Genomic DNA, 22864 nt, shown 5'->3' with positions numbered 1-22864 from the left:
GCTGATTCATGGGCAGTACTCGCCCGGCTCGGGAAACTCCGGGCCGCGTCGGCATTCGAAAGCGCGCGCTGTATAAATGTCGGGGGCGCTACTGGCTCCGCCGCGCATGGCCGAAACCCGGCCCCACTCGGCGCGCAGCGAATCGTCCATGAGCGCGCCCTCGCGCAGCGCGGCGTCGAGGTTGGCGTCCTGGCCCAGGTTGAGCTCGATGACGGCTTGCGCATAGGGCTCCGCCGGGCCCACGCCTTCACGCATTCCGTAGCCGAAACCCTTGGCCAGCAGGCCGATGGCGGCCGCCGGCGTGATCAAACCGTCGCGCTCGATCCGGTAGGGCGCATCGGCGCAGAGCTTGGTTGCTTCCAGGGCGCTCCAGGGCACGGCCTGATCAATCACCGGGGCGGTGGACAGACACGAGACACCGAAGCAGGTCTGCGTCCGCGCGTCCGCGTCGGAAATTTCCTTGCGCGATACCGCCACGATATCGGCCTGATGGCCCATGACCGGGCGCATGACCAGCCGCCAGGAAACGTGCGGGCCGACGCCGAATTCAGCCGCCGCGGCGACATGTTCGGCGCCGTGGGCCTGGACCAGCTCCTCGCGGATTACCGGGCCGAGATTGAAACGCTCGATCTGCACGAAGCTGACCGGCAGGGGTGAGATTGCCGGCGGGGCGGTGACCACATCCTGCCCGTAGCGCAGCCGAAAGCGCACTCGCTCGAGCCGTCCTTCGGCCTGCTCGAGCGCCAGCACCGCCTTGACGAAGGGATCGAGCGTTCCACTGGGCAGAAACACCGAGCTGCCATCGGCCAGCTCGAGTGCGCCTTCGATCGCTTCGTTGACCTTTTCGACAGCTTGCGTCTGGTAGCCCTGGCCGACAACGAACGGCTGCGCCTTGTCGGACAGTGTCTCGGAGGCGGCCGAACGGCCGTGATCGCTGTCATCATGGCCGAACCCGCCAACCGCCTCATCGCCGACCGGACCAGCCAGCGCGAACCCGGCCGCAGCCGCTGCAAGTAATATCATTCCCACTCGGTGCACGCCGTGTCTCCCGCAACCTTGCTCCTGATAATCAACAACGCCATTGAGGTAGTAATGCTGCCATCGGCACGACAATCGGCGACGCAATGGCGGCTCAGGTGTAGCCAGCGATCACCCGCAGCGGCGCCAGCCTGAGCAGCCAGCCGATCGACCGCACGGGCAGGCGAGGATGCAGGACGTTCGGGCGCCGCCGGCATTCATCACCCATAAGCGGGATTCGTCGGTGGCTGGCCCGGGCCCGTCGCAAGTTCGCGCGGCAGGCACCGACTGCGGGCAAGCTGTGACCCGAATCCAACCGAAACCACAGAGAACCTCAATGCAGCGAATACAAGACACGTTTTTGCAACTGACTTGTCTGGCAGCCACGGCGCTGCTGGCCGGTAGCGCGATGGCGACAAGCCTCGATGACACGCTGGCAGCGCGTCTGGCCGACGATCGCTCGGGCGTTTGCCTGGTGGCCGTTGCTCTTGGCCAGTCACACCAAACCGCAAGCTACTGCGCAGACAAAAACAACCCGCGCGACCTCGACGCTCGATCGCGCTTCGAAATCGGCTCGCTGACAAAGCCATTGCAGGGCCTGCTCGTTGCCCGCCTGGTCGAGCGCGGCGAGTTGTTGCTCGACGAGCCCGTGGCCGACCTGCTGCCCGACAGCGCGGAGGTGCCTGGCCACGAGGGCGAGCCGATCCGGCTCAAACACCTGCTGACCCACACCGCCGGCCTGCCGCGCCTTCCGACCGGCTTCAGCGTGGACGATCCGGCCAACCCCTACGCCAGCTACACCCCCGATGATCTGCTCACCGCGCTGGCCGACACCAGCCTGTCGAGCCCGCCCGGCGAACGGTTTGCCTACTCGAACTTCGGCGCCATGCTGCTTTCCCTGGCGCTGGTCGAACGAACCGGCACGCCGCTGCCCGAGCTGTTCGAGCGCGAAATATTCGCGCCGCTGGGCATGGACGACAGCGCCATGACGGGGCCGACCGTGCACGGCCACAGCGCGCGCGGCAAGCCAGTGTCTGGCTGGGACTTTCATCCCGATCTGGGCGGCGTCGGCGCGGTTCGCTCGACGGCGGCCGACTTGAGCCGCTGGCTCGACGCCCTGCGCGGCGAGCCCGAGGGACCGCTGGCCGGGGCCCTGGCAGAATCGCGCAAAGTCCTGATCGAGGCCGGCGGCCAGAAGCTGGGCTACGGCTGGCTGCACCTGCCGCTCAACGATCGCTTCGTGATGGCGCACGACGGCGGCACCGGCGGCTTTTCCAGCTTTGCCGTGGTCGATCCCGAACGCAGCCAGGCCAGCCTGCTGCTGATGGATACCTCCATGATCGAGCAGGGCAGCCTGGCGGACCTGGCCTATCACCTGGTCGATGAGAGCTATCCGCTTGAATCGCCACGGCCAGCCGCGAAGCTGCCGGCAGGCGTTGATCCGCGAGACTATATCGGCCGCTACGCCATCTATCAGGGCGAACAACGCTTCATGGATGACTTCACCCTTGAGGTCATGGCCGGGGCCGGCCAGCTGATGGTGCAGGGCAGCGCGGGCGGTCAGACCCAGCCGGAAGTGGGTATCGATCCCGACGGAAAAGATCGCTTCGTCCAGCCGTCTCTCGACCTGGTCATCGAATTCCAGCGCGACGACAATGGCGAAGTGGCAGGCCTGGTTCTGAAGCAGGCCGGCATGAACCTGCGCGGTGAACTACATGACTGACGCTATCGAACCCATTGCCACAAAGGCAGCAATGCAAGAGCCCACGCTTTCACTGAACCAGCCTCTACCGGCCGCCGTTGCCGCCGGCAGCGCGCGCTGGTGGCTGTCGTACCGCAACTACCCGGTATTCTCCTGGCCCTGGGTGTGGCGGCGGGCCCTGCTGTTCGGGCTGTTTGTCGTCGCCTGGGGCGGGCTGTCCGCCATCGCCCACTACGCCGGGGGTGGCAGCGCGGCCGAAGCAGTGAAAATGTTTGCTGCATTCACGCTCGGCTTTCTGGTCATGATCAACGCTGGCCCGGTCCTGGCAGCCGCGGCACGCCATCGGCACTTTGGGCCCCGCAAAGAACGCTGGTTCGTGGCGGCCGCCCTCTTCGCCGGGCTGCTGGCGGCCTTTGCCGCCGACCTGGTCTCGTCGAGCATGATCGCGGAACTGACCGGACAGGAATTCGAGCGCGAACTCGGCTCGACCGCGCTCGCGACCAACCTCCTGGTCCTGCTGTTCATCTATGTCCTTATTGGCGGTGGCCTGGCGCTGCGCGCCTACCTTAGCGAGGAGCGCCGCCTGGCCGATTACCGGGCAGGGCTGGCAGTCCGGCAACTGCAGTCCGAGAAGCTTGCCGCAGATCAGCAGCTGGCTTTGCTGCAGGCGCAGATCGAGCCGCACTTCCTCTTCAATACCCTGGCCACCGTCCGATCGAGCCTGCGCGGCGATCCCGCTCGGGCCGAAGACACGCTGGACGCGCTGTGCGATTATCTGCGCACGACCATTCCACGCCTGCGAAGGAATGACGCCAACGCCCTGTCGACCGTTGACGACCAGCTCGAGATCTGCCGGCGCTACCTTGCGGTGATGCAGCACCGGATGGGCGAGCGGCTGGCTTTTGATGTGCAGGTCGACGATAACGCGCGATCGCTGGGCTTTCCGCCTTTCATCCTGCTGTCGCTGGTAGAGAATGCCGTTCGCCACGGCGTCGAGCCGCAGCCTGAGGGTGGACGCATCGATATTGCGGCCCGCCGCCGGGACGGTCAGCTCTGCCTGAGCGTGAGCGATACCGGCGTCGGGCTGAGCCAGACAAGCGGTGCCGGTGTGGGGCTGAGCAATATCCGCCGGCAACTCAAGCTGCGCTACGGAGAGGCCGCTCAGCTTCGGGTAGAAAGCAGCCCCGAAGGCGGCGTTGAGGCCCGCATTATCGTGCCGATGGAGGATGACTCGTGAGCGTTCGAATTGTGGTGGCCGAAGACGAACACAGCCAGCGCGCCGAGCTCGTTCGGCTGCTCACCCAGCGCTGGCCCGAAGCCGAACTGGTGGCCGAATGCGCCAGCGGCCACGCCGCACTCGCTGCTCTGGAACAGCTCAGTCCCGACGTGCTGTTTCTGGATATCCGCATGCCCGGCGCCAGCGGCATCGAGGTCGCGCGGGCAGCAAGCGGGAAAGCACACGTGGTACTGATTACCGCTTACGAGGAATATGCCGTGAAGGCTTTCGAGGCCGGCGCGCTGGATTATCTACTCAAGCCGGTGACGCCGGTACGGCTGGATGCGACCATCAAACGCCTGCGCAAACGGCTGGCGGAATCTCCGCCGCGCATCGACGAGCTGCTCGAACGACTCGAGCGCCGCCTGGGATCAGAGCGTGAAGCGCCGCTGAGCTGGATCACCGCAACCTGCGGTAATGCCGTGCGCTTGATTTCCGTCGACGACGTGCTGTTCTTCCGGGCCAGTGACAAATACGTGCGCGTGGTGACCGCCGAGGATGAAGCCACCGTGCGCATGTCGCTGAAGGAGCTGGGCGAACGGCTTGACGCCGAACGCTTCTGGCGCATTCACCGCTCGGTGATTGTCGCCGCCCCGTCCGTGCATCGTATCGAGCGCGATGAGCTGGGCCGCTGGCACGTGCGGCTGTGCGAACACGATGAATTGTTGCCGGTGAGTGAAAGCGCCCGCAGCCTGTTTCGCGGTATGTGAAGGGAAAGAAAGTGGTAAGGAAGTGGTGGAGCCGAGGGGAGTCGAACCCCTGACCTCAGCAATGCGAATGCTGCGCTCTCCCAACTGAGCTACGGCCCCACGGAATCAAGCTGGCCGGCTATTTTACCCAACTTTGTCGGCAAAAGTCACCCGCTGCGTCGCTGCCGATACTGCTGATAGGCACCAAGCCTGAGGTCGGTTTTGCTGATACCGAGTCGATTGAGCCTTTCGGTGCTCAGTGCAGGCGCCGCTGCCGGCGGCAGATAGAGAGTGGAGGTCTGGGTAAAATGCGCCGTGTGCAGCTGATTCAACGGCACCTGCTCGATACGCGGCTCGTCCACCGGAAAGACGGCCGCCTCGTAGATCGTCACCGGATGATCAGCGGGATAGTCAGCGGCCAGCACCTCAGCCAGCACGCGCACCCATTCGGGATCGTGCCTGAAGGTATCGCGACCCGGGTCGCCAAGCGTGATCGGCTGCCACAGGATCAGTGCAGCCGTAGCATCGAAGCGGCGCGGGTAGAGCAGAAAGTCCGTGGCCTCGAAGCTCTGACAGCCGTGCACGGCCGGATCCAGCCCCAGATCGGCAAACAGGCAGTCTTGAGCCGAGATTCCCGGATACATGACGGCCCGGTAGCCGGACAGGCGCGCCTGGCGCACGGCTTCGTGGGCCGGCCAGACGAACACGCCCGGGTGGCCATAGAAAGCCGCGCAGACGTGCAGGCCCTGGGCAAGCGGCGCCAGAATCCGCCGCACCATTTCGGCGTAGCTGTCGTCGCGCTGGCGGCCGTGGGCGTAGCTGTCCTGAAGCGATTCGACGCCGTCGTTGAGCTCGCGCAGGCGTTCGAAAGTCAGGCCGTCGACCACAGTAAAGACGCGATCGGCGGCCTGCAGAACATGCTGCGTCTCGCGGGTCAGGTGGCCACCCGGGCGAATGCCGGTGCCCACCACGCTCAGGCGGCCGGAACGCTTGTCGACCTGGTTCATCGGCCTCGCGAGCCTGCCCTACACAATCAACTTCTGTACGCCTTCGTCGTCCAGCCCGGCCTCGCGGCGCAGCGCTTCCTTGTCGCCGGCGAGAAACAGCTGCTGGTGATTTTCGGGCACGTCGTACTCGTCCATGACGGCCTTCGGATCGCTCTTGTAGCGCTCGCGGATTTCAGGGTTCTCGCCCAGGGCAGCGACGAACTTGCGGGTATTGTCGGACATGGATACTCCTTAAGGGTTATATGTCTTTGTGAAAAACGAGAGCAAGGGCGTCAGGCCGGCGGATCCAGCCAGTCGGGTGCGGACAGATCAAAGCACTGCTGCAGCATGTCCTCGCTCGATCTGAGCGCGCCCTCGACCCATCCCTGGGCTGTGCTGTAGGTTTCGCCGCAGATATGAACGGGCCATTCGGGCTGCGGGGCGGCCATCTGCCTGATGACCTCCCAGCTCTTCCACCCCGGCAGCCAGTTGTGCCATCCCGCACCGTAGGGCCATTGGGTCCAGTCGATGAAACGCCCGGCCGTGGGCCGGGGCACGTCCACGCCGTGCATTTCGCTCAATTCACGGTGGATTTCAACAAGCGCTAGCTCGCTGAGATCGCTTGTCAGCTCGCTCCCGCGCCCGCTGTCGCTAGCCAGTGCGCGCCAGAAACTGACGGCATCCGTATCCGGGTAGCTGGCCAGCATCAAAGCCTGACCTGAGCCTTCGTCTACGCCCAGGTAGTAGCACTGGCGCATGGGCAGATCGGTGTGCGAAACGGCATAACTGCCGCGCTTGATGCGGCCGGGGCCTTCCGGCATATCGCGCCACCAGGGTTGATCGAAGGTCAGGAAAATCTTGCAGTTCGGTACCGCCTCGACCGCACCCAGCGAAACAACCAGATCCTTGTTGCCCAGGGCCGGGCTGGCGTTGATCAGGCGCGTCAGCGCCAGTTTCGGCAGCGCCAGCACCAGCCGGTCAGCGTCCAGCTGTTCCGGGTGGCCGGCGACCTCGAGGTGCAGGCGCAGGCCTTCGCCGCGGCGCTCGACGCGCCTGGCCACGTGCTGTTTGCGCACGATGACTCCCGCCTCCTCCAGCTCCGAGGCCAGGCGCAGCGGCAGCTGCTGATAGCCGTCGCGTAGCCGATACCAGCGCCCGCTTTGTTCGATCACCAGCGAGGCCATGGTGTCGAAGCCGTTGCAGTTTGAAAGCAGGGCGTTGGAGCTGATCATGCCGCGCAGCGCAAACCAGGCCTCGTTGCTGATAACGCGTGCGAGCAGATTCCAGAAACCCCAGCGCCAGAGCGCGCGACCGTCGAACGTATGTTTCCGAAGGTATTCGAGCGTTTCTTCACGCGTCCCTTCCGGATTGCGTGGCCAAAGCTCCCTGATTGCCGGCGCAATCCGGGTGCAGGCCAGATCAAGCAGCTGATAGTAGCTCAGGCCTTGCTCGTCCGGCGCCAGGTTGAAAGGCTGGATATCGGGGTCGTTGAACTGGGCAATCTTGAAGCGCGTGGCCCGCAGCCAGGCAAAATCAGGCTGCGGCTCGACGGTTTCCCGCGGCAGGTCGAGCACTCGACCGCAGAGGTTGTAGACCAGCGGCTGCTGATCATTGAAGAACATGCCGCCAAGCTCGGCGGGCAGGGTGCTGTCGGCCTGCATCCGCAGCGACCAGAGCCGGCCGCCAACGCGGTCGCTGGCTTCCACAATGCTGAGCTTCGATGGCTCGTGGCCGGCCTTCATCAGGCGCCACGCGGTATAGAGACCCGCCACCCCGGCGCCAATGATCACGATCTTCTCCTGCTGCATGCGGCTAGGTCTCGTTTATTGGCGTGCGGGAAGGGCCATGGCGGAAGGGCGTGGCCTGATCCGGATCGAACACGACGGCGCAGTTGCGGCCGGCCTGCTTGGCCTGGTAGAGCGCCTGGTCGGCCATGCGCAGGATATCGCTGACGCCGGCAGTGGGCGAGATACTGGACACCACGCCGATGCTGGTCGTGACCGGTATTTCTGCGGCCTCGAATACGAACGGCTGCCGGGCCACGGCGTCGATGATGCGGCGGGCCACCTCCAGGCCGGCTCGATCGCGCTGGTCGGAGAGCACGATGACGAACTCATCGCCGCCCAGACGACAGAGGACATCGCCCTCACGCAGCATCTGCCGGCAGCGCTGAACGAATTCACGCAGCACCAGGTCTCCCGCGGCATGGCCGTATTGGTCGTTGGCCTCCTTGAAGTGATCCAGATCGAGAATCAGCACCGCGCGGTCAAGGGCGTCGTCGGGCGAGACGTTTTCAAGGTAGGTTCTGAGGAATCGCCGGTTGTAGGCTTCGGTCAGCGAGTCGAGGTTGGCCAGGCGCGAAGCACGATGCTGCTCTTCGATGGCGCGTGCGTGCCGACGATAGAGATCCCGCACCCGCCAGCTCAGACCCAGCGCAAGAATAGTGGCTTCGACAACTGCACCGATATAGATCAGGTATTCGAAAATATTGCTGCGCGGCACCAGATCAAGCGATATGAACACGCGTGCCAGGCCGCTGAGAATGAACACCAGCCAGGCGGCCAGAAAGATGTAGCCCTCGGTTGCACCGCGCCGGCCGGCGACGACCGCAGCGACGATCAATAGCACCTCGAAAAGCAGCTGAACGGGCTGCAGCGCCGTAAGCAGCAGCGGCAGTTGCTGATCAGCAACCAGCGGCGTGGCGACGACGAAGGCGGCCAGCAGGCCCAGCAGGCCGTAGATGGCCCGGCTCAGGCGGGGCGCGTGCCGCTGCGGGTTGACGAAGGCGAAGAAGAACAGGCCGATGGTCAGCAGCGCCAGCGGCGAGAGCATGATGTAGATAGAGGTGGCGTGCCGCTGCAGAACCTCGGGCAGCAGGTAGTTCTGCACCAGTCCGGCATCGACCCCCAGCAGCAGCAGAATGCTGAGCATCGCCAGCACATAGAACAGATGCCCACCCTGGCGAAGGTTCAAATAGAGAATGAAGTTCTGGAAGATCAGAGCGAACAGAATTCCGAACAGCAGCCCCAGAAGCAGAGAACTGGTGCTCATCCAGTCCGAAAAGGAGGCTTCGCTTTCGATCCACAGCTCCAGCGGCTGAAGGCTTTCTTGAACGGTTTCAACGCGGATCAGCAGCGTTTGCACCTGGCCGGGCTGCAGCGTGAATCGGGCCGCATACTGACGGCCGGCGGTTTCCATGGTGACGGCCCTGTCGAAGGCGGCCTGAAACTGTTGCAACGTGCCGTCAGGCTGCGGCACATGCAGCTGAAACTCCCGGAAGAAGCGCCTGGCGACCCGCAGCACGTAATTGCCGGCGCCATGCCGGGGCGCGCTGACGCGAAGCTTCAGCCACAGCGGCGGGGCGCTGTGCTCCAGGCTGGCCATCCAGGGCTGAAAGCCGGCGTCGCTCTCCAGCAAAGCGTGCGGCTCGAGCTCACCCGCCGGATCAGGCCGGAACACGGCATATTGCTTGAGGTCGCCGGCCACGCCGTCGACGGGCAGCAGGATGGGCTCGGCCCGGTGTTGGGCATTCAGCGGCCCGGCGATCGCCAGCAGCAGAAACAGCCATGCCGCTGGCGGCGGACGAACCCTCCGGCCGGCACTCATGTGCCGCTATCCCGACATTGGGGCGGGCACCCTTGAACATGAACAGATATCCTTCAACCCTCTGCAGCAAGGATATCCGCGAGCGCCTGTCAAGTCCATTGGCTGCCTGGGTTCGGCCCCCTGCCGCTGGGTCAGCTACAGCATGCCTCGCGGACCTCCGACCATACCTGCAGCGCGGTGATGTCGGCACCGGCTCCCGGGCCGCGAATCCAGATCGGCTGGTCACGATAGGCGGCGGTGCGAATCGAGACGATGTTGTCCCCCGGGGAAATTGCCGCCAGTGGATGCTCCGGCGGCACGCGCCTGAGCCCGACGCGGGCATGCACGCGCCCGCTCTCATCCACGCTCACGTGACCGGCGTGGATCACCGTCGCGCCCCGGCCCGGGCAGCCTGCCGCCGCTTCGCGCCAGCGCGCATCCAGCGCGTCGCTGCGGCTCAGAAACGCCGGCACAGCCAGATCAGCGGCGGCTGTCGGCACCAGGCTGTCGACATCGACCTCGTCGAGCCGCAGGGCCAGACCGGCGGCCCGCGCGGCGATCACCAGCTTGCGCGCCACATCCAGGCCGCCCAGATCGAGGCGCGGATCCGGCTCGGTCAGTCCAGCAGCGTGCGCGTCGACCAATGCACGCGAAAACGGCTTGCCGCTGGCTACCTGACTGGTGAGAAAGCTCATGGTGCCCGAAAGCACGCCTTCGATGCCCAGCAGGCAATCACCGGCCCGCCGGAGCCCGCGCAAGGTCTGCAGGATGGGCAAGCCGGCGCCCACCGTGGTGGCGTGACGATACCGCGGGCTGTGCAGATCAGGAGCGAACTCCAGTTCGCCGGCCGCGGCCCACTTGTTGGCGGTAATCACCTCGAACCCGTCCGCCAGCCACTCGGCGTGATGCGCAGCGACCTCGGGGCTGGCGGTGACATCCACCAGCAAGTGCCGACGGGCCGGCTGCGCGGCGATAAAGCGCGCCAGCTCGTTGACGTCGGCCACGCGGCTGCTGTCATTCAGCCGGTGGCGCCAGCTGTTGCCCGCCAGGCCAGTCGGTGACAGCACCATCCGGCGGGAGTTGCTCACGGCGTGCAGACACGCTCCCTCAGGCTGCTGCCGGGCCAGCCAGGCGAGCACGCGCGAGCCCACGTTGCCCGGTCCGATCAAGCCCAATGCCGCCGCCTGTTCCAGCGGCTGCCTGCTGGCCGGGCCGGGCCGAATCTGCGGCTGGAGTTCAAGCATGGCCTGCCAGCTCCTCGCGGCCGCGGTCGGACAGGGCCGCCAGCACGGCCACTGAATCCAGCGCAGCGCGCAGATCCTCGCGCAGGTCGTCCAGGCTTTCGAGCCCGACCGACAGGCGCAACAGGCCGCCACCGATGCCGGCGCGGCGTTGATCCTCGGCCGACATCGCGGCATGCGTCATCGTGGCCGGATGGGCCACCAGGCTTTCCACGCCCCCCAGTGACTCAGCGAGGGAAAACAGCTTCAGCCGGGAGACGCACTCGCGCGCGGCATTCGTGCCGCCCGTCAGCTCGAAGCTGATCATGGCGCCAAAGCCACGCTGCTGGCGACGAGCCAGCAGGTGGCCGGGGTCTTCGCTCAGGCCGGGATAGTGCACCCGCTCGACGGCCGGATGCCCCACCAGCAGATCGACAATACCGGCGGCGTTGTCCTGGTGCACGGCCAGGCGTGCGCCGAGCGTGCGCAGCCCGCGCAGGGTCAGCCAGGCATCGAAGCCGCCGCCGGTGACACCAATGCAGTTGGCCCACCAGGCCAGCTCATCGCCCACAGCGGCGTCGGCCGCAATCACCGCGCCGCCGACCACGTCGCTGTGGCCATTGATGTACTTGGTGGTGGAGTGCACGACGATATCCACGCCCAGCTCGATGGGCTTTTGCAGTATCGGTGACAGAAAAGTGTTGTCGGCCACCACCAGGGCATCCACAGTGTGGGCGGCGGTGGTTACGGCTTCGATATCGGTAATGCGAAGCAGCGGATTCGAAGGCGTCTCGAGCCACACCATGCGCGGCTGCCGGGCCAGCGCCTGCTCCAGCGCCGCGGGATCGCGAAAGTCGATCCACTCAAGCTGAAAGGCCCCGCGACGCGCCCAGCTGTCAAACAGGCGGAAGCTGCCGCCATAGCAGTCGATCGGAGCCAGCAACAGGTCTTGTGGCTTGAGCAGCTGCAGCACGGCAGTAATGGCCGCCATGCCGGTTGCGGTCACCACGCCGGCCTGCCCGCCCTCGAGATCGGCCAGGGCCGCGCCAAGATGCGCCCGCGTGGGGTTGCCCGAGCGACTGTAATCGAATCGCCGCGGCCGGCCGAATTCGGCGAAAGTATAATTCGAGCTGAGATGAATGGGCGGCACCACGGCCCCATATTGGGTATCCGACTCGATGCCGGTGCGCACCGCGATGGTGTCGCAGCGAGTCCATGTGCTCATTCGATTTCTCCTTTGATGATGCCCCCGATCAATGGGTTGAGCTTTGCGCCTTCCTTCAGGAACGCGTCGTGGCCATAGTCGGAGACGATTTCGTGGTAGCGGCAGCGGCTGCCGATTCCCCGGGCGAGCGCCTTCATCTGGGCGGGCGGGACCAGGGCATCGCCGCGGACGGCAATCAGATCGGCGCCACAGCGCACGGCGGCCGGATTGACCCGGTGCCGATCGAGTGATTCAGACAGACACAGGTAGCGCTCGCAGTCGAACTGGCGGCAGAACTGCTGCCCCTGGTGGGCAAAGTAGCCTTGCAGTTCGGCCAGCACGACATCTGCATCGCCGCCGGCAAACCGTTCGGCAAACAGGCTGGCCGGTCGATAGGTGGTCAACGCCAGCGCGCGCGCAATCGACAGGCCTTCGTCGATGCGTCCGCTCTTTTGCCCCAGCGTCACGATCTGGCGCTGGATCAGGCGGCGCGCTACCGCCATCGGGTGCGGCTCGTGGGCACCACTGACGGCAACCAGGTGGTTGATGCGGGCCGGGTAACGGGCGGCAAAAGCCAGCGACACCATGGCGCCATAAGAAGCACCCAGCAGCGTGCCGATGCGGGCGATGCCGAGCTCATCGAGAACCAGCGACAGCGCGGCCGCCTGCTGGGCGGTGGTGACCGCCTGTCCATCCGGCCAGTGCTGTCCCAGCCAGTCGAAAGAAACGATGCGAAAAGTTGCCGGATCGAGCGCTTGATCTGCGCCGAAGATCTTCGGCCACCAGCGGTCCACGCGCCGATCAGCGCTGATCCCTCCGAGCACGACAACCACCGGCGCGCGAGCGGGGCCCCACACGCTGTAACGGATCAGCGGCGCATGCCGGCGCCCGGCGGCATAGGGAATCGGCCGGCAAATGCGACCGTCATGACGGCCGCCGCTCCGGACGGCCCGCAGGTAACCCCGCCCGCCGTGCGCCGACCGTCGTGTGATGGATGCAGATTGCGCTGCCATGAAAACCTCCTCACTGCTTGCTCCCAAACCGGCTCGATCAAGCCTGCGGAGCGGTGGATGAGAAGGTTTCACCAGACACCCGGTCGGACCGGGGAAGGGAAACACTCATCTGCCAGTCAGATACGCGTGATCTGCCGCAGGAATTGGCACCTTGCGAATCGGAGCATCCGCTGGTTGCCCCGGCGTCAAAGGGCCTGTCCCTCAGCCGGTCTTGATGAGTCATGGAGCGTCAAACTATCAGTCGCCAAGGGCAGAGGCAACGAAGTTCTGGTTATAAGGCAAGGCTTTGCAGCTCAGCGCGATCGGGGTTGACAATTGCGATGGAGTTCGCAATAGTCACTCACAGCGCCGATTTGAGCCAGCTTGCGGGCGCTTTAAAAGTTCAGCTAAAGCGGTCGGCCGTGCCGCCTTCCTCTTTATCCTGACTTTCGTGCTGGCTCATTCGATCCGGTCGCAAAATCAGGATGCATCGATGAAACTGCAGCAACTCCGCTTCTTTCTCGCGGTCATCAAGCACGGTCTCAATATCACCGTCGCCGCCGAGCACCTCTACACCTCGCAACCCGGCGTGAGCAAGCAGATCCGCCTGCTCGAAGACGAGCTGGGCCTGAAGCTTTTCGTACGGCGCGGCAAGCGGCTCACTGCGCTTACGCCCGCCGGCGAGCAGATTGCCCGCCGGATCGAGCGAATCTTCTCGGAGGTGCGCGGCATCAAGGCCCTGGCCGGCGAAATTCGCGGCGAATCGGGCGGTACGCTGTCGCTGGGCACCACGCAAACACAGGCACGGTATGTGCTGCCACCGGTCATCGACGCCTTCCGGAAGCGTTTTCCCGACGTGGACTTTCATCTGCACCAGGGCACTTCCGAGCAGATTGGCCAGATGCTCGATGAACGCCAGATCGATTTCGCCATGCTCTCCGGCCAACCCGAAGGCTTCGGCGCCGACCGCATTCTGCCGATCTTTCAATGGGACCGGGTGGTGCTGGTGCCGCGCGACCACGAGCTGGCGCAGCGGCAAGCCCCCCTGGACCGGGCCACGCTGGCGCGCCATCCCCTGGTCACCTACCTGTTCAGCGATCGGCCCGACTCATCGCTGATGAGCTCGTTTGCGGGTGAGAACCTGACCCCTCGCATCGCCTTTACCGCCCGCGATGCCGATGTGATCAAGACCTACGTGCGCATGGGCATGGGCGTGGGCATTCTGGCCAGCATGGCGCTGGAGGAGGGCGCCGACGACGATCTCGTCGCCATCGACGCCAGCGGCCTGTTCCCGCGCCTGACGACCTGGGTCGGGTTCAATGAGGAACTGCTGCTCAAGGCCTATCACCGCGATTTCATCGGCCTTTTGGCGCCGCATATCACCCGCGACGTGCTCGACGACCTGGAACGCCAGGCGCCCGAGCTCGAGATGGATCGGCGCATCGGACGCCTGCCTCTGCCGCTCAAGTCCAGCCCCGCCGCACAGCCGCGCAGCCTGCGTGGATGCTGAGCCTGACCGGCTCCGATATCGGCTGCAAGGGTACGTGGGCGGCGGCATATAACCGGCGGTTATATTGACTTGGCGACGAAGTATTTCACCTGCTGTGGCGAACTCGCTACGCTGCCGACATCAAACCGGCTCTCACAGGCCGACAGCCGCTGACTGCTGCGGTTTGTTGCGCTCCGCGCCCGGCGCGCGCGGTCAATCGGGTGCGGCGGGGGTCGAACCGACCCGCCCCCTCGGCGGTCGAACAGAACAGAGGCGGCCGGCCCCGGTTGGGACGCGGATCGCCCGGGCGGTTCCTGAAACCTCGCATTCGGCGGCGAACGCTGCCGCCTGAGTGCTTTCATCAGCAAGGTAGACAGACATGCTTTACGACAATATCCTGCAGACCATCGGCCGCACGCCCGTCATCCGGCTCAACCGCCTGGCGCCGACGCACGTCGATTGCTACGTCAAGGCAGAATTCTTCAACCCGATGGCATCGGTCAAGGACCGCCTGGCCATCGCAATAATCGAAGCGGCTGAACGCTCCGGCGAGCTGAAGAAGGGCCAGACCGTGGTCGAGGCCACCTCAGGCAATACCGGCATTGCCCTGGCCATGGTCTGTGCCGCCAAGGGCTATCCCTTCGTGGCCGTGATGACCGAAACCTTTTCGGTGGAACGCCGCAAGATCATGCGGGCGCTGGGCGCCCGGCTGATCCTGACCCCGGCCGAAGAGCGCGGCACCGGCATGGTCGACAAGGCCGCGGAGCTGGCCCAACAACACGGCTGGTTCCTGGCCAGGCAGTTCGAGAACGAGGCCAACCCGGAATACCATCGCAACACCACCGGTCCGGAAATCCTGCGCGACTTTGCCGGCAGGCGCCTGGACTACTTCGTCTCCGGCTGGGGCACCGGCGGAACCATTACCGGAGCCGGTGAAGTGCTCAAGCTGGCGCGACCGGATCTCCGCATCATCGCCGCCGAGCCGGCCGGGGCCGCAATGATGGCCGGCAAGGAGTGGAACGCGCACAAGATCCAGGGCTGGACGCCGGACTTTCTGCCCGCTGTGCTCAAGGTCGACATCGCCGACCAAATCGTGACCATCAGCGACGAACAGGCGCGCGACACGGCGCTGGCTCTGGCCAGCAGGGAGGGCATCTTTGCAGGCATTTCGGCAGGCGCCACGGTCGCCGCCGCGCTGAAGGTGGCCGACCAGGCAGCGGACGGCGCGAGCATTCTGGCCATGCTGCCCGACACCGGCGAGCGCTATCTGTCGACCTACCTGTTCGAAGACATCCACGAAGGCTCGGACGACGACTGGCTGGCCGAACAGGGCTGAAAGATTGCGGCCCGAGCGCTGCGCAGCATGCGGGGAAAGTGCGGTGAAAAAAAAGCTCGCTTTTTTCTTCGAGCGGGCGTATAGTGCCGGACGCTGCAGAACACAGCAGTGGTCGAATCTGAAAAAGTATTCCTTTCCGTCTACCCCTCATATTCCACCATCTTGTTCTGGGAACTTCCGGGTCGTGTTGCGCCAGAGCGCTCGCGGTCGCTCGGTTTTCTCATACAGCATCATCGAGGCCGGCCATCGGGCCGTGCCTCATACATCAGATAATATTTGCAAAGGTAAAAGACATCATGTCCAGCACGACCGGAACAGTGAAGTGGTTCAATGACGCGAAGGGCTTCGGCTTTATCTCCCAGGACAATGGCGGCGCCGACGTGTTCGTGCACTTCAGCGCCCTGAGCGGCTCAGGCTTCAAGACCCTGGCCGAAGGCGCCAAGGTGAGCTTTGACGTCACCGACGGCCCGAAAGGCCCGCAGGCGGCCAACGTCGTTACCGTCTGAAGGTTTCGAACAGCCGTTCTGTCAGAAAGCCCCGCCACTGGCGGGGCTTTCTGCTTTCCGGGTCAAGCCAGGGCAGATGACCTGAACTGCCGCGTGCCTGCTCGGAGGGCGACCAGCGGATAGCTGCGCCAGTGCAGCCACTCATGACAGTAGTCGGGATGCCGCGATTGGCGCCACGGGCCACAGCGACAGAGCTGCCAACGCCTGGACGGGGCGGCCTTGCAAGCCGCCACAGCCACAGCACGAACCGCACTGCGGCGCAGCAAAAAGGCGACGCGGGCAGGCCCATGGCGAAAAGAATGGCAGATAAGCAAACGCCCGCCGTGAAGGCGGGCGTCAGTGACCGGTCGATGTTACTGACTGGTCAGACAGGTGCATCCTCAACTGCAATGCACCGCGGGTTCCCCTTCCCGAAGTCTGTCTCGGGCCGGCGCGTCTTCAGCCGGCAACAGCGTGCAGGTTCTCTTCCTGCTCCAGCTGCATCAGCCACTCGACGACGACTTCATCGGCGAGCAGGTTGTCGAATCCGTTTTCTTCACCGTGGGCGGCCAGCTCCACATCCTGATCTTGTTCAGCGGCCCAGATGTTGTCAGCCATGGTTGGCACCTTGTCTCGGTTTTTGCGTTCGGTAACTGTTATGCACTTGCCGTGCCAACTTGGCTGGTACGCCTGTTTTCGAGGCTCAATTGATGGTTTGCGAGGTCAACGAGGCTCGCAAAGTGACGCATTTCGTCCACTGGCTGACATCCAGCGTCCACTCGGGGAGACCGAATCTGGCAGACACGCCGCGGCCGCCGCCAGGATTCAGAGTGCGTTCAGCGCGCATGGAGACAATGGCGGCATGAACACACCCGTGCTGCTGCGATTTGCCGTGCTGGCGCTTGTGATCGGGCTTCTTGCCGAAGCCGGATCCGTTCTCGCCCGACCGCCGCACGGGCAGTCGGGCTGGCCACCGCCGGCGGCGCGTTTTCGTCTGGAGCATCCGCAGCATCGGCTGGCTTACTGGTACGCCAATGAGTCGATGCGCCAGTCGCGCGAGGCACGCGAAATGAACTGCGGATTCAGCGGGCAGCGCTGGGCTTCCGACTGGGAGCTGCACTATCGCTGGGGTCTTCGAACCTCGCCGCGACGCGTCTACACGCGCATTGAAGAGCGCGATCGCCACTTGAGTACCTGCCGTCGTCGCAAGCTGCGCGACTACCAGCGCGAGCCCTACCGCCGCTGGCCCTGACGGGCAGCCTTTTTCGCCAAGCTTCCTTCTTCGACCGCCCGGCTTGCGGCCACTGCGCTGTTGCGCCTTGCGCACCCTCGTGATAACGTACTAACACGTTAATACATTAGTACGCTCACACCGCCGACATGAAACAGCGCAACCCGCACATCCCACCGGCCAATCCGGCCAGCCACTCCAGCCTGTCCGAGGCGCTGCTGACCATGCGCACGCCCGCGGAAATGCGTGCCCTGCTCAAGGACCTGACCACCCCGGCCGAGCTCGAAGCCATGGTCGATCGCTGGCGCGTGGTGCGCCACCTCGACCAGGACCGGCCCTACCGGGAAATCCACGAGCGCACCGGCGTGAGCGTCACCACCGTCGGCCGCGTCGCGCGCTATCTCGAACACGGGCACGGCGGGTATCGGATGGCGCTGGAGCGAATCAAGGAAGGAGCCGGCTGACGCGGCGGAAATTTCCAAGAACCAGACATCAAGTACCAAACAAGGACCAAGGTCCAGATTTCAATTTCCAGACGATCAAGGCCCGACCGTTCGGGTCGTTGTGAATCGGAGCTCGTGTGGGAATGAGTGCCTGGAATCTGGTCATTCCAGAGACAGAGGCGCACGCAGGCGTCGACAACCAGAAAGCACATCGAACTTGAACACAGGCGACACAAAGTGAACCGAATTCAATTCGCCATCCAGAAATCCGGCCGCCTGGCCGATGCCTCGCTCAAGCTGCTCGAACGCTCGGGCCTGCACTTTGCGCGCAGCAAGGACAAACTGTTCTGGTACGGTCGCAACCTGCCGGTCGATCTGCTGCTGGTGCGCGACGACGATATTCCGCGCCTGCTCATCGAGGGCGTGTGCCAGCTCGGCATCGTCGGCGAGAACGTCGCCGAGGAGAAACTGCTGGAATACAAGCGGCTCGAGCGGCGGCACCGGTCCGGCGCCCAGTCCAGTCTCGGACTCGACCGCCTCGGTCGGCTCGGTTTCGGCCACTGCGAGCTCAAGCTGGCCGTACCCGAAGGTTCGCAGGCACGGTCCATTGCCGACCTGGCCGGCAAGCGCGTGGCGACCAGCTATCCGCGCCTGACCCGGCGCTTTCTCGACGACAACGGCGTCGAGGCCGAGATCATGAAACTCAACGGCGCCGTCGAGATCGCGCCCAGCCTGGGCACGGCCGACGCCATCGTCGACCTGGTATCGACCGGCACCACGCTGCGGGCCAACCACCTCAAGGCCATCGAACCGGTCATGGGCAGCCAGGCCGCGCTGTACCGCTGCCGGCAAGCGCTCGATAACGAAAGCGAGCGGCTGGTCGACAAGCTGCTCACCCGCATCTGCGGGGTGCAGAAGGCCGCCGAGACCAAATACGTGATGCTGCACGCCCCGCGCGAGCGCCTGACCGACATCGCCACCATCCTGCCCGGCGCCGAGGCGCCCACCATCCTGCCGCTGGAAGGTCAGACCGAGCGCGTGGCGGTGCATGCAGTCTGCACCGAACAGGTGTTCTGGGAGCACCTCGAAGAACTCAAGGCCGCCGGCGCATCGGCAGTGCTGGTGCTGCCGGTGGAGAAGATGCTGGCATGAAGATCCTGTCCTGGAACAGGCTCTCGGGTGAGGAGCGCGAACGGGTTCTGGCCCGCCCCGTGCTGGAGACCAGCGAAGAATTGCGCGCCACCGTGGCCGACATCATCACCGCCGTGCGCCGCGGCGGCGATACCGCCGTACTCGACTACGGCCTGCGCTTCGACGGTCGTTCGCCCGCCGCCCTGCTCGCCGGCGCCGACGAGCTGGCGACCGCCGGGGACGAACTCGACGATGACCTCAGGCGCGCGATCGACACCGCCATCGAAACCGTCACCCGCTTTCACCGGGCCGGGTATCCGCAGGATCTGCGGGTGGAAACCGCGCCGGGGGTGATCTGTCAGGCGCGCTGGCGCGCGCTCGATCCGGTGGGCCTGTACGTCCCCGCCGGCAGCGCGCCGCTGCCTTCGACCGCGATCATGCTCGGCGTGCCGGCCCGCCTGGCCGGCTGCCGGCGCATCGTGCTGGCCACGCCCCCGGGCGCCGACGGTCGCGCCGACGCCGCCGTGCGCCATATCGCCCACCGGCTGGGCATCGACACCGTGCTGGTCGCCGGCGGCGCCCAGGCCATCGCCGCCATGGCCTGGGGCACCCGGTCGGTGCCGAAGGTCGTGCGCGTGTTCGGCCCCGGCAACCGCTTCGTTACCGAGGCCAAGCGCCAGGCCGCGCAGGATCCAAAGGGCGCGGCCATGGATCTGCCGGCCGGGCCGTCGGAGGTAATGGTCATTGCCGACGACAGCGCCAATGCCGATCTTGTTGCCATCGACCTGCTCAGCCAGGCCGAGCACGGCCCCGACTCGCAGGTTTTTCTGGTGACCGATTCCGACCGGCTGGGGCGCGAAGTCTGCGCCTCCATCGAGCGTCTGGTTGCGCGACTTCCGCGCGCCGACACCGCCCGTCAGGCGCTGGCACAAGGCGCGATCGTGATCGTCGAGGCGCTTGCACAGGCCGTGACGGTGGCCAACGACTACGCCCCGGAACACCTGATCATCGCCACCGACAACGCGCGCGAACTGTGCGACCGCGTCGACAACGCCGGCTCGGTCTTTCTTGGCCACCACACCCCCGAAGCTCTGGGCGATTACGTTTCCGGCACCAACCACGTGCTGCCCACCGGCGGCTGGGCGCGGGCGTGTTCCGGCCTGTCGCTGACCGACTTCATGCGCCGCATGACCGTTCAGGAGGCCACGCCGGCCGGACTGAAGAATCTTGGCCCCGCGGGCGCACGGCTGGCCGCGCACGAGGGGCTGGATGCGCACCGCCTGGCGATCCAGCTTCGGCTCGAGCGCATCGGGGAGGTTTCGAAATGAGCGTCATCGATCTGGCCCGGCCCGAGATCCGGGCCCTGGCACCGTATGCCTCGGCGCGCGCGCTGGCCGACAGCGCCGGCATTCTGCTCAACGCCAACGAAAACCCGTGGCCGCCCGCGGGCGATCAGGGCCTGGCGCTCAATCGCTATCCCGAGCCGCAGCCGGCATCGTTGCGCAAGAAGCTCGCCGCCCACTACGGGGTGGCCGAAGCCAGCCTTCTGCTCACCCGCGGCAGCGACGAGGGCATCGACCTGCTCACGCGCGCCTTCGTTCGGCCCGGCATCGACCGCGTGATGACCTGCCCGCCGTGTTTCGGCATGTACGCGCTGGCAGCTTCCATCCAGGGCGCCAAGCTGACCGAGGTGCCGCTGCGCGAGGCAGGCACCGGGTTCGCGCTCGATCTCGAAGCGCTCGCCGCCGAAACGCCCAGGCTGCTGTTTTTATGCTCGCCCAACAACCCCACCGGCGACGGCCTGGCGACCGAAACCGTGCTTGGCCTGGCCCGCCGGCATGCCGGGGACGGGCTGGTGGTGCTCGACGAGGCCTATATCGAATTCTCCGAGCGCCAGTCGCTGGCTTCCAGAGTGGCGCAGCAGCCCAACCTGGTGGTGCTGCGCACTCTGTCGAAGGCTTTCGGCCTGGCCGGCTGCCGGCTCGGCGCGCTGATTGCCCACGCCGAGGTGATCGAGCTGCTTGGGCGCATCATCCCGCCCTATCCGCTGCCCACGCCGTCGATCGCCGCCGCCGAAGCCGCGCTGGCGCCCGAGGCCGTGATCGCCCGGCGCGAGCAGCTCGATCTGCTGATGGACGACAAGCGACGGGTGGTCGCCGCGCTTCGATCCCATCCGGCTGTCGATCGGGTGTGGCCCGGCGAGGCCAACTTCGTGCTCGCCCGCGCCGCCAGCGGCCCCGAGCTTGTGCGCGCGGCCGCGAACGCGGGCATCCGCCTGCGCGACCAGTCCGCCCAGCCGGGGCTTTCCGACTGCCTGCGCATCACCCTGGGCACGCCCGAAGAAAACACCGCCTTGATCGAATTCCTGCAGGACTGGACCCCATGAAAAAGATGCTTTTCATCGACCGCGACGGCTGCCTGATCGAAGAGCCCGAAGACGAGCAGGTCGATTCATTCGAGAAGTTCCGCCTGATGCCGGGCGTGATTCCGGCGCTGCTCGAACTCAGGGCCGCCGGCTTCCACTTCGTGATGGTCAGCAACCAGGACGGTCTGGGCACGAGTGCCTTCCCCGAAACCGACTTTCTCGGGCCGCAGAAACTGCTGCTGCAGATTCTCGAATCCCAGGGCATTGCATTCGACGCCGTTCACATCGACCCGACCCGGCCCGAAGACAACGCGCCCACGCGCAAGCCCGGCGTCGGCATGCTGCTCGACTACCTGCGCGATCCCGAACTCGACCGCCGCCGCTCGGCGGTCATCGGCGACCGCGAAACCGACCTCGAGCTCGCCGAAAACATGGGCCTGCGCGGGCTGCGCATCGGCCACAACGATCTCGACTGGCCCGGCATCGCCCGCGAGCTGCTGGCCACCGCACGCATCGGCGAGCTTGGCCGCACCACGCGCGAGACCGACATCAAGATCCGGGTGGACCTGGACGCCACCGCGCCGATCAAGATCGACACCGGCATCGCCTTCTTTGATCACATGCTCGAGCAGATCGCCGCTCACGGCGGTTTTGCGCTACAGCTCGACTGCAAGGGCGATCTGGAAGTCGACGACCACCACAGCGTCGAGGACTGCGCGCTGGCGCTCGGTGCCGCCCTGGACCAGGCCCTGGGCGATCGCAGCGGCATCGGCCGCTACGGTTTTGTGCTGCCCATGGACGAGTCTCTGGCGCAGGTGGCCATCGATCTGTCCGGCCGCCCGGCAATCGTGTTCGATGCCGACTTCCCGCGCGAATCCATCGGCGGCCTGCACACCGAAATGGTGGAACACTTCTTCGCCTCGCTGGCGCAGTCGCTGCGGGCGGCGGTGCACGTCAGCGTCACCGGCGAGAACACCCATCACATGATCGAGGCCTGCTTCAAGGGTGTCGGGAGGGCGCTGCGCCCGGCTCTGGCGCGATCCTCTCAGGGCATGCCATCGACCAAGGGCGTGCTTTGATGAGAGTGAATTCGAAATTCGAAGCGGCCACATGACCATCGCCATCATCAACTCCGGCGGCGCCAACCTCGGCTCGGTTCGCCACGCGCTGGGCCGGCTCGGGGTCGAGTCGGTATTGACGCAGGACGCCGATACCATCCGCTCGGCCGACCGGGTGATCCTGCCCGGCGTCGGCGCGGCGGCTTCGGGCATGCACGCGCTGCGCGAGGCCGGTCTGGTGGCAGTCATGCGAGAGCTTCGCCAGCCGGTGCTCGGCATCTGCCTGGGGCTGCAGTTGCTCTACGAATTTTCCGAGGAGGGCGACGTCGACTGCCTCGGCCTGATGCCGGGCCGCGTGCGCAGGCTGCACGGCGGCGAGGATCTGCGGCTGCCGCATATGGGCTGGAACCGCCTCGAGTGGCTGGCCGACGACCCGCTCGCCTGCGGGCTTGACGGCAGCGAATGGTTCTACTTCGTGCACGGCTTTGCCGCCCCGGCCGTTCGCGCCGTGGCGGTGAGTGAACACGGCCAGCGCTTCGCCGCCGTGGTGCGCCACAACAACGTGGTCGCCTGCCAGTTCCACCCCGAAAAGTCCTCAGGTGCCGGTGCCCGAGTCCTTGGGAATTTTCTCGAGAGCTGAAAAAACCCTTTGGAA

General features: G+C 65.6%; 23 protein-coding genes, 1 tRNA gene and 2 riboswitches. Of the genes, 13 read left to right on the top strand and 11 right to left on the bottom strand.

The features are described from left to right. Window positions 1-6 precede the first annotated feature (6 nt). Window positions 7-1023 (bottom strand): hypothetical protein, encoded by a 1017-nt coding sequence (locus ACEWQZ_RS07595; RefSeq protein ID WP_476482479.1) that lies wholly within the window; start codon window positions 1021-1023, stop codon window positions 7-9. Window positions 1024-1354: 331 nt separating this feature from the next. On the opposite strand from ACEWQZ_RS07595, the gene ACEWQZ_RS07590 reads away from it, so the two are divergent. Genes ACEWQZ_RS07590 through ACEWQZ_RS07580 form a run of 3 tightly spaced genes read left to right on the top strand, consistent with a single transcriptional unit; the run spans window position 1355 to window position 4705 of the window. Further along, window positions 1355-2740 carry a serine hydrolase domain-containing protein gene (locus ACEWQZ_RS07590; protein WP_476482478.1) on the top strand — a complete coding sequence of 462 codons (1386 nt, stop codon included), beginning with the start codon at window positions 1355-1357 and terminating at the stop codon, window positions 2738-2740. Beyond that, the gene (locus tag ACEWQZ_RS07585) at window positions 2733-3956 is read left to right on the top strand and encodes a sensor histidine kinase (protein WP_476482477.1); all 1224 of its coding nucleotides are present in this window, start codon (window positions 2733-2735) and stop codon (window positions 3954-3956) included. Before ACEWQZ_RS07590 ends, ACEWQZ_RS07585 begins: the two co-directional genes overlap by 8 nt. Beyond that, entirely contained in the window at window positions 3953-4705 is a 753-nt protein-coding gene (locus ACEWQZ_RS07580; protein ID WP_476482476.1) for a LytR/AlgR family response regulator transcription factor, read from the top strand. The genes ACEWQZ_RS07585 and ACEWQZ_RS07580 overlap by 4 nt, the downstream gene beginning before the upstream one ends. A gap of 23 nt (window positions 4706-4728) precedes the next feature. Here the strand turns inward: ACEWQZ_RS07580 and ACEWQZ_RS07575 are convergent. The 8 genes from ACEWQZ_RS07575 to metX form a co-directional block, all read right to left on the bottom strand. After that, window positions 4729-4804, bottom strand: a tRNA-Ala gene (locus tag ACEWQZ_RS07575). Window positions 4805-4851: 47 nt separating this feature from the next. Then, window positions 4852-5691: an SAM-dependent methyltransferase gene (locus ACEWQZ_RS07570; RefSeq protein ID WP_476482475.1), complete on the bottom strand. Its 840-nt coding sequence runs from the start codon at window positions 5689-5691 to the stop codon at window positions 4852-4854. A gap of 18 nt (window positions 5692-5709) precedes the next feature. Beyond that, entirely contained in the window at window positions 5710-5913 is a 204-nt protein-coding gene (locus ACEWQZ_RS07565) for a hypothetical protein (RefSeq protein ID WP_476482474.1), read from the bottom strand. A gap of 50 nt (window positions 5914-5963) precedes the next feature. Then, window positions 5964-7478, bottom strand: coding sequence for a flavin monoamine oxidase family protein (locus ACEWQZ_RS07560; protein WP_476482473.1), 1515 nt, complete (start codon window positions 7476-7478; stop codon window positions 5964-5966). Window positions 7479-7482: 4 nt separating this feature from the next. Then, on the bottom strand, window positions 7483-9276 hold the full coding sequence (locus ACEWQZ_RS07555; protein ID WP_476482472.1) for a sensor domain-containing diguanylate cyclase: 1794 nt from the start codon (window positions 9274-9276) through the stop codon (window positions 7483-7485). Window positions 9277-9407: 131 nt separating this feature from the next. After that, window positions 9408-10499: a homoserine dehydrogenase family protein gene (locus ACEWQZ_RS07550; protein WP_476482471.1), complete on the bottom strand. Its 1092-nt coding sequence runs from the start codon at window positions 10497-10499 to the stop codon at window positions 9408-9410. After that, window positions 10492-11700, bottom strand: coding sequence for a cystathionine gamma-synthase (gene metB, locus ACEWQZ_RS07545; RefSeq protein WP_476482470.1), 1209 nt, complete (start codon window positions 11698-11700; stop codon window positions 10492-10494). The genes ACEWQZ_RS07550 and metB overlap by 8 nt, the downstream gene beginning before the upstream one ends. Further along, entirely contained in the window at window positions 11697-12692 is a 996-nt protein-coding gene (gene metX / locus ACEWQZ_RS07540) for a homoserine O-succinyltransferase MetX (RefSeq protein WP_476482469.1), read from the bottom strand. Before metX ends, metB begins: the two co-directional genes overlap by 4 nt. Window positions 12693-12794: 102 nt before the next feature. Next, window positions 12795-12913: riboswitch (SAM riboswitch) on the bottom strand. A gap of 114 nt (window positions 12914-13027) precedes the next feature. Further along, window positions 13028-13103, top strand: a riboswitch (SAM riboswitch). 61 nt (window positions 13104-13164) lie between these two features. Between metX and ACEWQZ_RS07535 the strand changes: the two genes are divergently transcribed. The 3 genes from ACEWQZ_RS07535 (at window position 13165) to cspE (ending at window position 16002) form a co-directional block, all read left to right on the top strand. Further along, window positions 13165-14181: a LysR substrate-binding domain-containing protein gene (locus ACEWQZ_RS07535; RefSeq protein WP_476482468.1), complete on the top strand. Its 1017-nt coding sequence runs from the start codon at window positions 13165-13167 to the stop codon at window positions 14179-14181. Window positions 14182-14539: 358 nt separating this feature from the next. Then, complete coding sequence (gene cysK, locus ACEWQZ_RS07530) at window positions 14540-15496, top strand: cysteine synthase A (RefSeq protein WP_476482467.1); 957 nt, start codon at window positions 14540-14542, stop codon at window positions 15494-15496. Window positions 15497-15792: 296 nt separating this feature from the next. Then, window positions 15793-16002 carry a transcription antiterminator/RNA stability regulator CspE gene (gene cspE / locus ACEWQZ_RS07525; RefSeq protein ID WP_476482466.1) on the top strand — a complete coding sequence of 70 codons (210 nt, stop codon included), beginning with the start codon at window positions 15793-15795 and terminating at the stop codon, window positions 16000-16002. Between the two features lie 62 nt (window positions 16003-16064). Here the strand turns inward: cspE and ACEWQZ_RS07520 are convergent, their stop codons facing one another. Next, the gene (locus ACEWQZ_RS07520) at window positions 16065-16235 is read right to left on the bottom strand and encodes a DUF1295 domain-containing protein (RefSeq protein ID WP_476482706.1); all 171 of its coding nucleotides are present in this window, start codon (window positions 16233-16235) and stop codon (window positions 16065-16067) included. 205 nt (window positions 16236-16440) lie between these two features. Continuing rightward, a complete protein-coding gene (locus tag ACEWQZ_RS07515; protein WP_476482465.1) occupies window positions 16441-16599 on the bottom strand; it encodes a hypothetical protein in 159 nt (52 codons plus the stop codon). Between the two features lie 244 nt (window positions 16600-16843). Between ACEWQZ_RS07515 and ACEWQZ_RS07510 the strand changes: the two genes are divergently transcribed. The 7 genes from ACEWQZ_RS07510 (at window position 16844) to hisH (ending at window position 22849) form a co-directional block, all read left to right on the top strand. Next, window positions 16844-17233, top strand: coding sequence for a hypothetical protein (locus tag ACEWQZ_RS07510; protein WP_476482464.1), 390 nt, complete (start codon window positions 16844-16846; stop codon window positions 17231-17233). A 128-nt stretch (window positions 17234-17361) separates the two neighbouring features. After that, window positions 17362-17676 (top strand): YerC/YecD family TrpR-related protein, encoded by a 315-nt coding sequence (locus ACEWQZ_RS07505; protein ID WP_476482463.1) that lies wholly within the window; start codon window positions 17362-17364, stop codon window positions 17674-17676. 216 nt (window positions 17677-17892) lie between these two features. Next, on the top strand, window positions 17893-18807 hold the full coding sequence (gene hisG / locus ACEWQZ_RS07500) for an ATP phosphoribosyltransferase (protein ID WP_476482462.1): 915 nt from the start codon (window positions 17893-17895) through the stop codon (window positions 18805-18807). Continuing rightward, window positions 18804-20114, top strand: a complete 1311-nt coding sequence (gene hisD, locus ACEWQZ_RS07495; protein WP_476482461.1) for a histidinol dehydrogenase — start codon at window positions 18804-18806, stop codon at window positions 20112-20114. The genes hisG and hisD overlap by 4 nt, the downstream gene beginning before the upstream one ends. Continuing rightward, a complete protein-coding gene (gene hisC / locus ACEWQZ_RS07490; protein ID WP_476482460.1) occupies window positions 20111-21172 on the top strand; it encodes a histidinol-phosphate transaminase in 1062 nt (353 codons plus the stop codon). The genes hisD and hisC overlap by 4 nt, the downstream gene beginning before the upstream one ends. Then, window positions 21169-22230, top strand: a complete 1062-nt coding sequence (hisB, locus tag ACEWQZ_RS07485; protein WP_476482459.1) for a bifunctional histidinol-phosphatase/imidazoleglycerol-phosphate dehydratase HisB — start codon at window positions 21169-21171, stop codon at window positions 22228-22230. The genes hisC and hisB overlap by 4 nt, the downstream gene beginning before the upstream one ends. A 31-nt stretch (window positions 22231-22261) precedes the next feature. Then, window positions 22262-22849 carry an imidazole glycerol phosphate synthase subunit HisH gene (gene hisH / locus ACEWQZ_RS07480; RefSeq protein ID WP_476482458.1) on the top strand — a complete coding sequence of 196 codons (588 nt, stop codon included), beginning with the start codon at window positions 22262-22264 and terminating at the stop codon, window positions 22847-22849. Window positions 22850-22864: the final 15 nt, after the last annotated feature.

The sequence above is a fragment of the Wenzhouxiangella sp. YN1 genome, from assembly GCF_056324145.1.
The sequence above is the reverse complement of the archived record's forward strand: the minus strand, read 5'-3'. Positions and strand labels throughout refer to the sequence as shown.